This is a genomic window from Aeribacillus sp. FSL M8-0235 (genome assembly GCF_038000355.1).
GTDB classification, from domain to species: domain Bacteria; phylum Bacillota; class Bacilli; order Bacillales; family Aeribacillaceae; genus Aeribacillus; species Aeribacillus composti.
Genome location: NZ_JBBOBW010000001.1, coordinates 987886 through 1003055, shown reverse-complemented (window position 1 = coordinate 1003055; position 15170 = coordinate 987886). Strand labels below are relative to the sequence as shown.

At 39.1% G+C, this 15170-nt stretch carries 12 protein-coding genes, 1 pseudogene and 1 other annotated feature; of the genes and pseudogenes, 3 read left to right on the top strand and 10 right to left on the bottom strand.

Annotation, left to right across the window (positions count from 1 at the left end; translation table 11 throughout):
• Positions 1-90: 90 nt before the first annotated feature.
• Together NSQ71_RS05030 and NSQ71_RS05025 are read right to left on the bottom strand one after the other, a co-directional pair.
• Positions 91-837, bottom strand: a complete 747-nt coding sequence (locus NSQ71_RS05030) for a pseudouridine synthase (protein WP_094245293.1) — start codon at positions 835-837, stop codon at positions 91-93.
• 5 nt (positions 838-842) lie between these two features.
• Positions 843-2456 (bottom strand): putative polysaccharide biosynthesis protein, encoded by a 1614-nt coding sequence (locus NSQ71_RS05025; RefSeq protein WP_066249479.1) that lies wholly within the window; start codon positions 2454-2456, stop codon positions 843-845.
• Positions 2457-2664: 208 nt separating this feature from the next.
• Here NSQ71_RS05025 and NSQ71_RS05020 point away from each other — a divergent pair, with 208 nt between their 5' ends.
• Entirely contained in the window at positions 2665-3939 is a 1275-nt protein-coding gene (locus NSQ71_RS05020; protein WP_340733168.1) for a BaiN/RdsA family NAD(P)/FAD-dependent oxidoreductase, read from the top strand.
• Between the two features lie 43 nt (positions 3940-3982).
• Here NSQ71_RS05020 and NSQ71_RS18480 read toward each other — a convergent pair whose 3' ends face one another.
• From NSQ71_RS18480 to NSQ71_RS04985, 8 genes and pseudogenes are all read right to left on the bottom strand, one after another.
• Positions 3983-4144, bottom strand: a complete 162-nt coding sequence (locus NSQ71_RS18480) for an IS3 family transposase (protein WP_165381915.1) — start codon at positions 4142-4144, stop codon at positions 3983-3985.
• A 1346-nt stretch (positions 4145-5490) separates the two neighbouring features.
• A pseudogene (locus NSQ71_RS05015) lies at positions 5491-6051 on the bottom strand (NAD(P)-binding protein); the annotation flags it as partial.
• 514 nt (positions 6052-6565) lie between these two features.
• Positions 6566-6751 (bottom strand): sporulation protein Cse60, encoded by a 186-nt coding sequence (locus NSQ71_RS05010; RefSeq protein WP_063386586.1) that lies wholly within the window; start codon positions 6749-6751, stop codon positions 6566-6568.
• A gap of 213 nt (positions 6752-6964) precedes the next feature.
• Complete coding sequence (locus NSQ71_RS05005) at positions 6965-7285, bottom strand: rhodanese-like domain-containing protein (protein ID WP_066249464.1); 321 nt, start codon at positions 7283-7285, stop codon at positions 6965-6967.
• Between the two features lie 30 nt (positions 7286-7315).
• Positions 7316-9730 (bottom strand): leucine--tRNA ligase, encoded by a 2415-nt coding sequence (gene leuS, locus NSQ71_RS05000; RefSeq protein WP_094245290.1) that lies wholly within the window; start codon positions 9728-9730, stop codon positions 7316-7318.
• Between the two features lie 67 nt (positions 9731-9797).
• Positions 9798-10018: a binding site (T-box leader), on the bottom strand.
• An 89-nt stretch (positions 10019-10107) separates the two neighbouring features.
• A complete protein-coding gene (locus NSQ71_RS04995) occupies positions 10108-11259 on the bottom strand; it encodes a diglucosyl diacylglycerol synthase (protein WP_063386583.1) in 1152 nt (383 codons plus the stop codon).
• Between the two features lie 473 nt (positions 11260-11732).
• On the bottom strand, positions 11733-12122 hold the full coding sequence (locus NSQ71_RS04990; protein WP_311067003.1) for a GntR family transcriptional regulator: 390 nt from the start codon (positions 12120-12122) through the stop codon (positions 11733-11735).
• Between the two features lie 452 nt (positions 12123-12574).
• Positions 12575-12838, bottom strand: a complete 264-nt coding sequence (locus NSQ71_RS04985) for a YtzC family protein (RefSeq protein WP_063386581.1) — start codon at positions 12836-12838, stop codon at positions 12575-12577.
• A 158-nt stretch (positions 12839-12996) separates the two neighbouring features.
• Between NSQ71_RS04985 and NSQ71_RS04980 the strand changes: the two genes are divergently transcribed.
• The gene (locus tag NSQ71_RS04980) at positions 12997-13962 is read left to right on the top strand and encodes a TIGR01212 family radical SAM protein (RefSeq protein WP_063386580.1); all 966 of its coding nucleotides are present in this window, start codon (positions 12997-12999) and stop codon (positions 13960-13962) included.
• Positions 13959-14546, top strand: a complete 588-nt coding sequence (locus tag NSQ71_RS04975; RefSeq protein ID WP_094245288.1) for a class I SAM-dependent methyltransferase — start codon at positions 13959-13961, stop codon at positions 14544-14546. The genes NSQ71_RS04980 and NSQ71_RS04975 overlap by 4 nt, the downstream gene beginning before the upstream one ends.
• The last annotated feature ends 624 nt before the right edge of the window (positions 14547-15170 follow it).

Here is a 15170-nt window from a genome sequence, read left to right as displayed (position 1 = left end):
TGTCTGCTGTTGCAAGCAATTTCCACCTTTTTCGGCGCCAGTTTGTCCGCCTTTTTAAAAAACGGAAGTTCAATTTGAACGTTTTTCAAACTACAAAGGAAAATCGGCTGAATCGCCCGGCTGCCCTTGAATCGATCGCAGTTGTTCTAATTCTTCTTTTGTCAGTTCTCGATATTCCCCTGTTTGCAATGTTTGATCTAGTTCAAGCGTTCCCATTTGGATTCGTTTTAAATATTTCACTTTTTTTCCGACAGCAGAAAACATCCGCTTAATTTGATGATATTTCCCCTCCGTTATGGTGACAAAAACTTCAGAAATGTCGTCTGCCTTAATAATTTCAAGCAAGGCAGGCTTTGTAACATAACCGTCATCAAGTTTTACACCTGCTTTGAACCGCTCGACATCTTCCTCTGCCACTAGACCAATAACTTCCGCAAAATATTTTTTAGGAACATTTTTCTTGGGCGATGTTAATTGATGGGCAAGCTGTCCGTCCGATGTTAACAGCAATAGCCCTTCGGTATCTTTGTCAAGCCTGCCGACAGGAAAGGGATTATAGCGAAGATCTTCCGGATCAAGCAAATCGACCACAGTCTTTTGGACGTTGTCTTCTGTAGCAGATAAAAAACCAGCTGGCTTGTTCATCATGAAATAAACATGTTCTTTGTACAACACCTGTTCACCGTGAATGATGATTTCTTGTTTATTCGGGTCGACATTTGTTTTCGGATCCGTCACCACTTCTCCATTAACATGAACGGCCCGTTCCTTTAGCAGCTTTTTTACTTCTTTTCTGCTGCCGTAGCCAGCATGTGCTAATAGTTTATCAATACGCATATTATCTACCCCCTTTCCTTCCTCTTACTTAAAAATCTAGTTCCAAAAATAACTTTTAGGAATCCTGATTGCTTAGCCAGCCAAAAATACGAGCCTGCTCCTAATAATGCAGCAATTCCAACCATGATGGCGGCATTTGTTTTACTTGCATGGTAATCAAAAAAGACAGTGAAGAGAGAGGAAAACGCTACAACGACAATTGACATACAGATGACCAAAATTCCCGTAAATATTGTTCTTTTCCAAAATCTTTTATACGAGTAGCCTGTATGACGGCGAATCATCATTAATCCGTATATGAGCGAGCCAAGAAACCCGATCGCAGTTGCCATAATCGAACCGTATGCACCAAACTGCGTGATAAGCCAGCTGTTTAAACAAATTTTTAGCAGAAGACCGAATGCAAGGCTGATGACAGCCAATTTTTGTTTATTAATCCCCTGCAAAATGGCGGCTGAAACAGTGAAATAAGAAAAAAGCAAAGCGATCGGTGCATAGGCAGCTAAAATGCTCGCACCTGTTTCATTGTCATTATAAAAAAACATGTAGATTGGTTCGGAAAGAATAATGATCCCAATGGATGCAGGGAGAACGAGAAACATTAATGTTTGAAACGCTTGGTCAATTTGTCTTCTAACAAACGGAAAGTTTTGATTCGTGAACGCATTTGTAATGGCCGGCACGAGCGTTAAGCCAAAAGCGGTTGCTAAAGAAACAGGAATCATGACAATTTTATTCACTAAAAAATTGACCATGGCATATAATTCTTGCGCTCTTTCGCCTTCTCCCGCCTGAATCATAGCTTTATTAAACGTAAAAGAATCGACAAATTGATATAAAGGAATAGCTAGTCCGACAAATACAAACGGACCGGCATACCTGAACACCTCGAGAAACATTTGCTTCGTGGAAATGCCGGAAGGTTCAATTTTGTTCTCCTGCATCGCCAATAAGGAATTTTTTCTTTTCATCCAATACAAAAAAAGGACGAACAGCCCGCCGATGGCGCCAACAAAGGCGGCAAATGTCGCATAACCCACCGCTGTAATGATATCGCCATGTAATACTTTTAAAATGATATAGCTGGAAACAAGCAAAAAAATGATGCGCACTAGCTGTTCTATTACTTGGGAAACGGACGTCGGGCCCATTGACTGATGCCCTTGAAAAAAACCTCGTATTAAACTCATGATCGGAACAACTATAAGCGCAAGGCTGACCATTCGTATAACATATGTGACATCCTCAACTGTCACACCTTGCAGCTCCTGTTGGCCAAGCTGGTGTTCCGCAAAGAAAGGCGCAGTCACAAATAAAATAAAACAAGTGAAAATTCCTCCAAGAAGCATAAACAGCATCCCAGATCGAAACATTCTGCGGCTTGTCTCGTAATCACCAATGGAATTATATTTTGCGACAAATTTTGAAATGGCCATAGGAAATCCCATTGTCGCAATGCTTAAAAAAATCGTATACGGAACATATCCATATTGATACAAAGCACTTCCCGTTTCTCCAACCAACGCGAAAAACGGAATGACATAAATCATTCCTAAAATCCTTGAAATATATGTACCTAATGTTAAAATAAACGTCCCTCTTAATAATTTATCCGACATCTTTTGCTCACCATTGTTTCTAACAAAAATTTTCAACTATAACATTTTACCACATTCACTAGGAACTAAGATATAGTCATCACTCATTGAATTCAAAAATTCATCTTTTTATAATGATATAAGACTAGGATGTAGACGAAACTAGGATCAATCTAAAAGTACGAATAAATTGGACAAGCAACATCAACTTCTTAAAGGTTGTGAGAATATGAATTATGATGTAGCAGTAATTGGAGGGGGACCATCTGGATTGATGGCCGCCATCGCCGCCGCTGAAAACGGAGCGAACGTGCTGTTAGTCGATAAAGGAGAAAAATTAGGAAGAAAGCTGGCGATCTCCGGTGGCGGACGGTGCAATGTGACAAATCGCCGGTCAATTGAAGAAATTATCAAAAATATTCCCGGCAACGGACGATTTTTGTATGGCGCTTTTTCGCAATTTAATAATGAAGACATTATACGCTTTTTCGAAAACCTTGGAATTCGTTTAAAAGAGGAAGACCATGGCCGGATGTTTCCAGTATCAAACAGAGCTCAAGACGTAGTCAATGCGCTACTTTCCGAACTGAAAAGGCTGAACGTTACAATTAAAACAAATCATCCGGTTGAAAACATCGAATACAGTGAAAGCAAAGTAAAAGGAATCTGGTTAAAAAATAAAACCTTTATTCCTGCCAAAGCTGTTATCGTAGCTGTAGGAGGAAAATCTGTCCCTCATACCGGAAGTACTGGAGACGGATACGTGTGGGCAAAAAAAGCCGGTCATACTGTGACGGAATTATTTCCAACTGAAGTGCCGATTACTTCGAATGAACCGTTTATCCGAACAAAACAATTGCAAGGCCTGTCGTTAAGAGATGCGGCTTTAAGTGTGTTGAATCAAAAGGACAGACCAATTATTACGCACAAAATGGACTTTATTTTTACCCATTTTGGCGTATCAGGTCCAGCTGCACTAAGATGCAGCCAATTTGTTGTAAAACAATTGAAAAAAGAAAAAACGGTGACGTTGTCAATTGACGCTTTTCCTACTGAAAATGAAGAAAATCTTTTTCAGCATATTTTGCTTAAATTGAAAGGCGAACCGAAAAAGGCTGTTAAAAATGTATTAAAAGGTCTCTTGCCTGAACGATATTTGCTATTTTTGCTGGAGGAATCCGAAATCGATCATTCGATGACATATTCCCAGCTTTCAAAAGATAAGCTGCGCCAATTTGTCCGCTTAGTGAAAGATTTCCGCTTCGAAGCAAACGGCACGCTCCCAATCGAAAAAGCGTTTGTGACCGGCGGAGGCGTTTCTATAAAGGAAATCGATCCAAAGACGATGGCCTCTAAACTAATGAACGGGCTTTATTTTTGCGGCGAAATATTGGATATTCACGGCTACACGGGCGGCTACAACATCACGGCTGCGCTCGTAACAGGACGGCTGGCAGGCTTGTACGCAAGCCGTTACGTAGAAAAGGGCGAACCGATAAGTTGAACTGCCTCCTATCAAGTAGTTAGTGGAAATAATAAAAGTTGATCTAAGCGGTCTTGGCTCTATATTCCAAAGGACTGAGACCGTTTAATTTTTCTTGATAAAGATGGTAATTGTAAAATTGGATGTATTCGTCAATCGCCTTCTTTAGCTCTTCAAATGTATCGTACTTATGTAAATAATATTTTTCACATTTACTGTTCCCCAAAAGGATGCCATTGGACCATTATTCTATACATCGTCCAACACGAGACATATTATGTGTTAACCCTACTTGATCAATCCTTCCTTTAAATCCATGTGAAGTAAATTGAAATCCTCGATCACTATATAGTAAATAATGTTTACCACAAATAGAAGGAATTTCTTTGACTAACGTGTAAAACACTAGCTTATTATTATTAGATTGCTAAATACATAGCTAACAATAGAACCATCAAAGGTCTAAAATAACACTTAAATAAGCTTTCTTTGAAGAACCATATTTTAGTTCTATCACATTCGTTATCCATTTTTCATTCGGTTTACTTACTGTAAATTCACGATTTAAAATGTTATCTGCGCATGTTGGGGTTAGATGGATACAATCTGTCATTCGTAAAGAGAAAAAGCGTTATTTTAAAAACGTTGATGAGAGTTCTGTTCATGTTAACTCTGATTTTGAGTAGAAGTAGAAGCAGAGGCAAAGTGAGGTAATACAGTTCCGAGAAGTAAAAAAGTAAATGCCAGTACAGAGATTACTTTGAACTTCATTTCATCTTCCTCCTCTTATATTTTTAAATACAATAGTATAATATAAAAAAAATACATATTTAACATTTTTTGTCTCAAAATAGTATAATAATGGTATATTTTAATATGAAAAGAGGATAATTCTAATGAATAGTAACAAATCCGTATTATTAGCAGTGTTTAGTATTCCGATTTTTATGTTAATCACATCTTTTGATTTATCTATACAGACTGATAGAATAAATGCCCTAATTTTCCTTGGATACACATATCCGATATTTTTCCTTTTGTATTATTTAGTTAAGATTAAAAATTTTAAACCAATGTTAGTTCTATCAATAGGAATATTATTATGGACTGCATTCATTAGTTTTTTATTCAAAGATACCTTTATTACAATTGGTTTATTTATAATTTCCATCTTAGTTTTAGTGACAATAACAGTTATAACTAAAGAACCTAATTAATCCGCATTTAATGTCATGGTATTAAATGGAATGTTTTGGATGGCATAGTATCAAATTGCATATTTAAACCTTACCTTTTTCATTCAAAGCGCATAAATTGATGGGTCTGTCTAAAAAGTCAGGATAACTTACTCTTTTTTTTAAAAGACACACAAAAAAACGTCCTATCTAGTAAAATGTGAGGTGACAAGCCCAATTTTGCAGAAAGAACGTTTTTTATGAACTGGGCAGCTGACTTTTGGGGGCGCTTCTTTTTTTGCACAAATCGCTATCCCGTTGAACGGCCATGTGCGATCCGGTTTAGCTATTCGCTAGACCTGTTCGCATTCAAAAGCATTTCCAGCTGCTTATGCCGTTCTTCATTTGAAGCTTCTAAAAAGCTCTTGTCTAATAATTGATGTAAAACAATCCTTTTTTGCTCTGGGTCGTTGATTTCTTCTAAAACACGTTTTCGACCTTCCTTTAAAAATTCAACATAGTCAGCAAAATGTTCATCAAACTGCTCTGCCAAATTATTTTTTAATTTTCTGGCGAGCCCCGGAACTTTCCCGCTCGTTGATACACTGATGATTAAATCGCCCCTTTTAAATGTTGCCGGCATAATGATATTGCTTTTTTCAGGTGCATCCACTACATTGATCAGCTGATGTGCTTCACATGACTGGTAGACCTGCTCATTAACTTCCCTTTCATTCGTTGCCGCAATGACTAGAAACGCACCGTTTACATCGTCTTTTTCAAACGTTTTTTGTTTCCACGATATTTTTTTTTCTTGATGCATTCGAAGAAGATGATCTGATAGATCGGGACTGACAACCGTTATATCAGCACATGCATCGAGCAAAGCTTTTATTTTTCTTTCCGCTACCTTCCCTCCGCCGACAACGACTGTCTTTTTTCCTTTTATATTCAACATCGCACTGTAGTACATATGATCACCCTTTTTTGTCCTTGCGCTTACAATTTCTGGTTGATACGAAGCGTTTTTTCCTTTCAAAAGGTTCTAGGATAACTTAAAAAAATTGGTCATCCTTTTTTCATGCGGTCGCTTCGGAACGGCATTGAAATCTTTTTTCCAATAAAAAAAGACCTAGATTCCCCATAAACAAGGATTTTCAAACGGGTCTAAAGCTTGCTTTAAAAAGCTTTTTCATGAGTTAGTCCGTCTTCCATCCTGCAAAACGACGGCGATCATTTCAGTTTTATTCGACTTTCTCACATCAGGTACAATTTATAAAGTGTTTCCTATCTGGATCAGTGCTTATAAGCTTTCAAGATCCACTGGGCATAGCAACTACTTGGAGCGCATGCGAACATTGATGCATTGACGAAGATTCTCTAAAATTACAATCAACCAACGCTTCACGTTTAATTCTGTTTACATTCTTACTAAATATAATAGACTTTTCATTATTAATGTGAAAGTCTTCTTATTCTTTGTAAATAATCATCGCTGAAAAACAGTAAATTTGTTCACCTTTTTGATCGCATGTTACCGCTACATGATATTTTATGTCGATATATTTTTGACTTGGAAGCGCAGTTAAAAAAGCGTTCACTTCCTCTTCTAAATCTTTTTCATGCTCTTCGTCAAAAATGGCGACTTTATAGCTCAATTTCTTCACACTCCCTTTATTTATCTCGTTGCTTCCAATATACTTTTATGCTTGTACAAATATGACACTTTTAATAAAGGGAAAAGATTTGCTCATGTCGGCAGTTTTTATGGGGATTTTGAGGGTATTACATGCGGTATGGTTTACTGTTTTGCCACGCTAATCTTCCTTTATAAGGAAAAAACCGCGCCTACATAAGCGCGGTTTTTCCACTTATTTTTTTATCTCGCTCTTCGGTTTAGTTTCCCCTGTCCATTCGAGCATTCCGCCAACCATATTGATGACATTAAAACCAAGATCCTGTAAATATAAACAAACATTTTCACTTCTTCTTCCTGAGCGGCAGACGAAAATATATTCCTTTTCTTTATCAAATTCTTCAATGCGGTCCGGGATTTCTCCCATCGGAATATGTTTTGCTTGTGGAATCATGCCTTCTTCTACTTCTTCTTCCTCGCGGACATCAATAATGTCTAATTTTTCGCCGTTTTCAAGCTTCGTTTTGAGATCATTTGGTGTGATTTCTTTTACCATAAATGGCCATCCTTTCATTGATATTCAAGCTTAATTGGCTACGATGTTGACAAGCTTGCCAGGAACAGCAATCACTTTACGAACGGTTTTGCCTTCAAGCTGTTCTTTTATTTTTTCATCATCCATCGCGATTTTTTCCATTTCCTCTTTAGAAGCATCGTTTGGTACAAGCAGCTTTGCCCGCACTTTTCCGTTGATTTGAATGACAATTTCCACTTCATCTTCGACAAGCTTTGATTCATCCCATGCCGGCCACGATTCATAAGCAATCGTTTCAGAATGGCCGAGTTTTTCCCAAAGCTCTTCGCAAATATGCGGAGCAACCGGCGATAAAAGCTTTACAAAGCCTTCCATATATTCTTTCGGAAGAATTGTCGCTTTATAAGCTTCATTAATAAATACCATCAGTTGCGAAATAGCTGTGTTAAAATGCAGATTTTCATAATCCTCCGTTACCTTTTTCACTGTTTGGTGATAAATGCGTTCAAGCTCTTGAGACGGTTCATCGACGATTTTCGGATTCAACTCGCCATTTTCCATTACAAACAGCCGCCATACACGATCTAAAAATCTTCTTGCACCGTCGAGTCCTTTTGTTGACCATGCAATGGATGCATCAAGCGGACCCATGAACATTTCATATAAACGGAGAGTATCCGCTCCGTGGCTTTCAACAATTTCATCAGGATTGACGACATTTCCTTTTGATTTGCTCATCTTTTCATTGTTTTCGCCGAGGATCATTCCTTGGTTAAACAATTTTTGGAACGGTTCTTTCGTCGGAACTACTCCGATATCGTATAAAAATTTATGCCAGAAACGGGCATACAGCAAGTGTAAAACAGCATGCTCAGCCCCGCCGATATAAATGTCCACAGGCAGCCATTTTTTCAATTTTTCAGGATCAGCTAATTGTTCTGAATTGTGCGGGTCAATATAGCGCAAATAGTACCAGCAGCTTCCCGCCCATTGAGGCATTGTGTTTGTTTCGCGCCGCCCTTTTTTGCCTGTTTTCGGGTCAACGACATTCACCCAATCCTCAATATTCGCTAAAGGTGACTCACCGGTTCCCGAAGGTCTAATTTCATCTGTTTCCGGAAGCACTAACGGCAGCTCCTCTTCAGGAACAGCTGTGATCGTGCCGTCTTCCCAATGGATGATCGGAATCGGTTCACCCCAATAACGTTGACGGCTGAACAACCAGTCTCGGAGACGGTATGTCACTTTTCTTTGTCCTTTTTTGTTTTCCTCCAGCCATTTGATCATCGCTTCAATTGCTTCTTCTTTATTCAATCCGTTCAAAAAGTCGGAATTTACATGCTCGCCGTCTCCTGTATAAGCTTCTTGTTCGATGTTTCCTCCAGCGACAACCTCTTTAATCGGCAGGTCAAATTTTTTCGCAAATTCATAGTCCCGTTCATCGTGGGCAGGCACGGCCATGATCGCACCTGTACCATAGCTCATTAAAACATAATCGGCAATCCAAATCGGCAATCTTTCTCCATTGGCAGGATTTACAGCATAGGCTCCGGTAAACACGCCTGTTTTTTCCTTCGCCAAGTCCGTTCTTTCGAGATCGCTTTTACTTTTAATTTGATCTAAATAGGCTTCCACCGCTTCTTTTTGTTCCTCGGTTGTAATTTCTTTCACAAGCGGATGTTCAGGCGCAAGCACTGTATACGTAGCACCGAAAAGCGTATCAGGACGAGTAGTAAAAACAGTAAAGGTTTTATCAGTTCCATCGACTGTAAAATGAACTTCCGCACCTTCCGACCGGCCGATCCAATTTCGCTGCATTTCCTTTATGCTTTCCGGCCAATCAAGCTCTTCTAAATCTTCCAGCAGCCTGTCAGCATATTCGGTGATTTTTAACACCCATTGTTTCATCGGACGGCGTTCAACAGGATGTCCTCCCCGTTCGCTTTTTCCGTCGATGACCTCTTCATTTGCAAGAACAGTTCCGAGTGCCGGGCACCAGTTGACGGGCACTTCATCAATGTAAGCAAGTCCTTTTTCATAAAGTTTTAAGAAGATCCATTGCGTCCATTTGTAATATTCCGGATCAGTTGTATTTACTTCCCGATCCCAATCATAGGAAAATCCTAGTGATTGAATTTGTCTGCGAAAATTATCAATATTTTTTTTCGTAAATTCCGCAGGATCGTTGCCGGTATCTAAAGCATATTGCTCAGCCGGAAGTCCAAATGCATCCCATCCCATTGGATGGAGAACATTGTATCCTTGCATCCGTTTCATTCGCGCCAAAATGTCGGTTGCCGTATAACCTTCAGGATGGCCTACATGAAGACCAGCTCCCGAAGGATACGGAAACATATCCAATGCATAAAACTTCGGTTTATCGGAATCATCCTCTGTTTTAAATGTTTTGTTTTTTAGCCAATAATCTTGCCATTTTTTCTCAATCTCACGATGGTTGTAAGACATGTAAAAATCCTCCTTTGCTATATATATGTATAAGCGTCAAATAATAAAAAAACTCCCATCCCCACGACGAAGGGACGAGAGACAATTTCCCGCGGTACCACCCAAATTAGCGCAAATGCACTCACTCTGTTCCGTAACGTGGAAACACGTCGGGCATTAGTCTGTACCGGAATACATTTCACACCCGCAACTCAAAGGGGAGTTCGTGAATAAACAACGATTGACTTTCACCTTCCGTCAACTCTCTAGACGCCTTTATCCACTACTGATCCTTTTCACCGTTCTTGCTTTTTCATCCACTTATCATATTGTTATTTTAATGAATTTTATGAGTTCATGCAAGTCAATGTCGAAAAATTTGGATTTCAGTCTAATAATTAATAATTGACAGACCCTTTCAAGCTTGAATCAAGCAGCATTTCTGCTTCATTTAAAATGTCCTGCAAGATCGTGTCAGCAGCGTTTGGTCTATATAATTCAGCAATGCTCATTTTCATTTTTTCCATTTTTTCAGGGTGGTTAAATAAATCATTGACCGTCTCTTGAACTTTTTCAAGCTTATTGATGACAACCGCCGCCCCTTTTGCTGCAAACAAATCGGCATTCTCCCTTTCCTGCCCCGGAACAGGTTTATAGAGAATAAGCGGAACTTTTAATGCGGCCGCCTCGCTGAGAGTAATCCCTCCAGGCTTTGTTATCATGCAGGAACAAATGCGAAAGAGCTCATCGATTCTTTCGACATAGCCAAAAACTTTTATTCGATCCGGGTGAATATACTGAAGCGGTTCAAGCTCATCTTTCAGCGATTGGTTATTTCCGCATACAACGACTATTTGCATGTCGTCTCGTGTAAAAAATGATTCACACAAATCTTTTACATTTTTTAAAACTCCATGAGCGCCTGTAGCAATTAACAAAGTTTTCTTGTTCGGATCCAAATTGTATTTTTTATATAAATCGATCGTTTCCATTTTTTCTTCAAACTGCGGCCGAATAGGAATTCCGGTTACTTTGACAAGCGCTGGATGGATGTTGAGCATTGTCAGTTTTTCCTTCACATCGTCGCACGAAACATAATATTTATCAATGTTTTTATGAACCCATACTCGGTGAAGACAAAAATCGGTCAGCACATTAAATGTCGGGATGAACACGCCTGTCCGCGTGCGATATTCAGGAACAACGGAAATAGGAAATGTATTAATGATGATGTCAGGATTTATCTCCCTTACTAGCTGATTCAACTTGCGGTGTCCAAGCTTCAAATACAAATTCATAATGCGTTTGTTAGACATTTTGTCCACACTATAATAAAATAACCGATAAAATTGCTTACCGATGGAAAAACTTTTCAAATATAAATATCTTGTAATTTCTGCCATAATTGGATGAGACTCGCTAATTAAATCAGAAACTTTTACGTTGTTGATTCCCATCTTATGCAAAGACTGCTCCAATGTTTTAGCAACTTGGATATGACCGTTTCCGTAATTTGCCGTTAATATTAATATCTTTGGGTCTTTTAACATTTTATTCACCTCAACTTAAAGCAGCTCAACAATTAGAACGAACTAAAATCAAAATAGTTTCACTTTAAATGTATATTTCCTTTTATAATTTTAGGAGAAAAAAATTAAGAATCCTTTATTATTTTATTACATTTACATTTCACTGGAAATTTTCGTTTTTTTGTTGGTTGCAATAGCTAAAATGACAAATATATGGATTGGGATTTTTTAATGTCCAACAAAAAATAATTCTGCCCGTTTACTCGCATGGTTCATACAAGAATCTTACCGATACGCATTGGTTTAATTGAATTTATGCCGTTTTTCCGGGGATTTTTTAGCTAGCTAATGGGCAGCCAAAGCTGCATGAATAACACCGAGAAGAATAAGATATGCCCTCCGAACAAAGTTTTTCCTTTATCTTTTCTGAACCGTTTTAGCCAAACAAGCTGAAACTCGCTGCAGAGATTCAAATACTTTTTCTTTGCTAAACTTTATTTATGAAAAGCATTGGCAAATTCGTTATTCATGTCTTTCATCCATTGGTATATTTGTTCAAAGCTGATTCCTGCATAAAATGCATCGATCATAATTTGCCGCAGCTCCTCTTTAATTATTTCAATTTTCTCTTCATCCAGCTTTTTCTGCACCATTTTCGATACAAATGTCCCCCGTCCTCTCAGCGTTTCAATCAAGCCTTCTCTTTCCAGCTCTTTATAAGCCTTTGAAACCGTGTTAGGATTAGCGATAATCATGGAAGACATCTCTCTTACAGAGGGCAGTTTATCGCCAGGCTTTAACACACCTTTGATACATAGTTCTTTCATTTTTTTTATGATCTGCTCATATATCGGAGTGGCACTTCTCGGGTCAATTTCAAACATCAAATACCCTTCTTTCTTACAAAAAGGACTCTTTTGTATTATGTGTACTACATTATATAGTACACATAATACAGAAAAGATGCAATCAACATTTTCTGATTCCGCATATAAAAAACGCTGAATGATTTCACTCGTTCGGGGGCTCTTGATCTTAGGGAAATTATGATGTACATAGTCGTATAGCAGCTTTTGCTAGAAGTTTGGCTGATTTCAACAAACTGATCCCGATTTTGTTTTAAAATGTAATCGTTCATTCGCATTGAGCCGAGCTTTTATATCGGTAATAGCGCAATCTGTTGAAAGATATTTTTATTCTATATTTTCGTTTTTATTCCAAAAACCATTCTTTCCTTATGCAAATTTATATATAAGATCAAATCGGCTAAAGAATAAATGAAAAATAATAACTGCAATTAAAGGGCAAGCCTACAATCAGGCTTTGCCCTGGAATTTTAATGATCGAGCAAAATCATCTCATTTTGAAGATGCTGCAGTTGAAGGCGCATGCGGTGAAGCTGCTCCCGCTGCTGGTCATTTGCGCTTAAACTGAGTTTTTCCACTTCTGCAAGCGCATCTTGAAGCTTTTGCTGTGCATTTGTATATTCTTCATCATTGTAATGCTCCTGTTTCAGTCCTTCAATATATTGCTCATTTGCATATTCCAATGCTTGCTGGCAATGTTGAATGCACTCTTCCACGGATTGTCTAGTAGCCAAACAAATCCCCTCCTTGATGAAGAATTTCTTCATCAACTGTATTTTTCGCTATTTCTGCAAGCTCCATCATGAAAAAAGCTGGTAAATTCTTATTTGAGATTGGTTTGGCAATCATGGTAAAATGTCTTGATAGTATATCGAAACAGGAGGAGTAGGAATTGGCGAACCACAATCCATTTCCGTATACGAATGACAACAAACGGTATCATACATGGAATTACCATTTACGAAATACATTTGGAGATAAAGTGTTTAAAGTTGCTTTAGACGGAGGATTTGACTGTCCAAACCGCGACGGTACGGTAGCACATGGCGGGTGTACGTTTTGCAGTGCCGCAGGGTCGGGCGATTTTGCCGGAAACAGAGCTGATGATCTTGTTACGCAATTTCACGACATTAGAAGCAAAATGCATGAGAAATGGAAAAACGGAAAGTATATTGCTTACTTTCAGGCATTTACAAACACTCATGCACCCGTGGAAGTTCTTCGTGAGAAATATGAAACGGTATTAGGTCTCGAAGGAGTTGTCGGTTTGTCCATTGCTACAAGGCCTGACTGTTTGCCTGACGATGTTGTTGATTATTTGGCGGAATTAAATGAGAGGACATATCTTTGGGTTGAATTAGGATTGCAAACCGTTCACCAGCGGACCGCTGATTTAATTAACCGTGCGCACGATTATGAATGTTATGTGGAAGGAGTTAACAAGCTCAGAAAGCACGGAATCCGAGTTTGCACACACATCATAAACGGTCTTCCGCTTGAAACGTACGATATGATGATGGAAACTGCAAAAGAAGTTGCTAAGCTGGATGTTCAAGGAATTAAAATTCATCTGCTCCATTTGTTAAAAGGTACACCGATGGTTAAGCAATATGAAAAAGGGATGGTGCGCTTTTTATCCTTTGATGAATATGTACAATTAGTTTGCGATCAGCTAGAGGTACTGCCTCCCGAAATGATCGTTCATCGCATTACAGGCGACGGTCCGATCGATTTAATGATAGGGCCGATGTGGAGCGTTAACAAATGGGAAGTGCTGAATGCCATTGATGCCGAACTCGAAAAACGAAACAGCTACCAAGGGAAGTATTATACAAAAGATCGAGTGATGTCAAAATGAACCTCATTCGCATTCTTCCATTTGCAAAAAAATTGATGGCTTCCGCTGTCCAAAACGGCGATATCGTTATTGATGCAACAGTCGGGAACGGACATGATACCGTCTTTTTAGCTCAACTCGTTGGCGAACAAGGTCATGTGTTTGGATATGATATTCAAAAACAAGCGCTTGAAGAGACAAAAAAACGATTGAAGGAATCCGGTTTAATCGACCGTGTTACTTTGTTTCATTCCAGCCATGATGACATTTTCAATACGATTCCGAAAAAACATCACAATCATATCGCCGGTGCGATGTTTAATCTCGGTTATTTGCCCGGTGGCCAAAAAAACATTGTGACAAAACCAGAATCAACTATTGAAGCAGTAAAGCAGCTTTTATCCATATTAAGACCCGGTGGAATGATCGTGCTGGTCGTTTATCACGGCCATCCGGAAGGAAAACGTGAGAGAGATGAGCTTCTTAAATTTGCCGAACAAATCGATCAACATACTGCTCATGTACTTGAATATCGTTTTTTAAACCAAAAAAATTCCCCTCCGTTTATTGTAGCAATCGAAAATCGAGTAGGAGGGAGCGATTAACTCCCGTCCTCTCACACCACCGTACGTACGGTTCCGTATACGGCGGTTCAATTAAGATAATTGACGCAAGTCTTTATAACTTCCGTGAATAGCTGTTCTCTTTATGCCAGTGGTCACTCCACCCTCCAAGAGATCTCCCACGGGATTCACCGCTTCCTCCCTCAAGTGAGGTACTACGTTTTCTGTGTTCATCATGACTCACTGAATGCCAAGGGCTATTCTCTCTTAATTGTTCGGTCCTTCTTAGTTGTTCTAGACCAACTAATACTATGACCTCTGCTGACTTCTGACTGTTCAGCTATCTATCACTAGATAGGTTACCAAGGTTACTTGGCGTGCCAGCCAGACCTCCCCGGGTAAGAGTGTAATCTTTCCTTCCATCCATCTGCTTCATTTACTCTGTATCACCTTCGGCAGAAAGGGCTTTGTTTTGTCTTGCAAACTCACCCAGTGATACCTAGCCTCATATGAAGTTCGTGTTCCTCAGACCGGAAGTTTGCCGCTCGCTTCCTTCAGATTCCGCGTCACCACGGACACCCTTGCGTTAAGCTAACTGCTACTTCTGCCTTCGCAGCTCGGGACTTTCACCCTATAGATTACACCCATGCCGGGCGCACAAGCAAA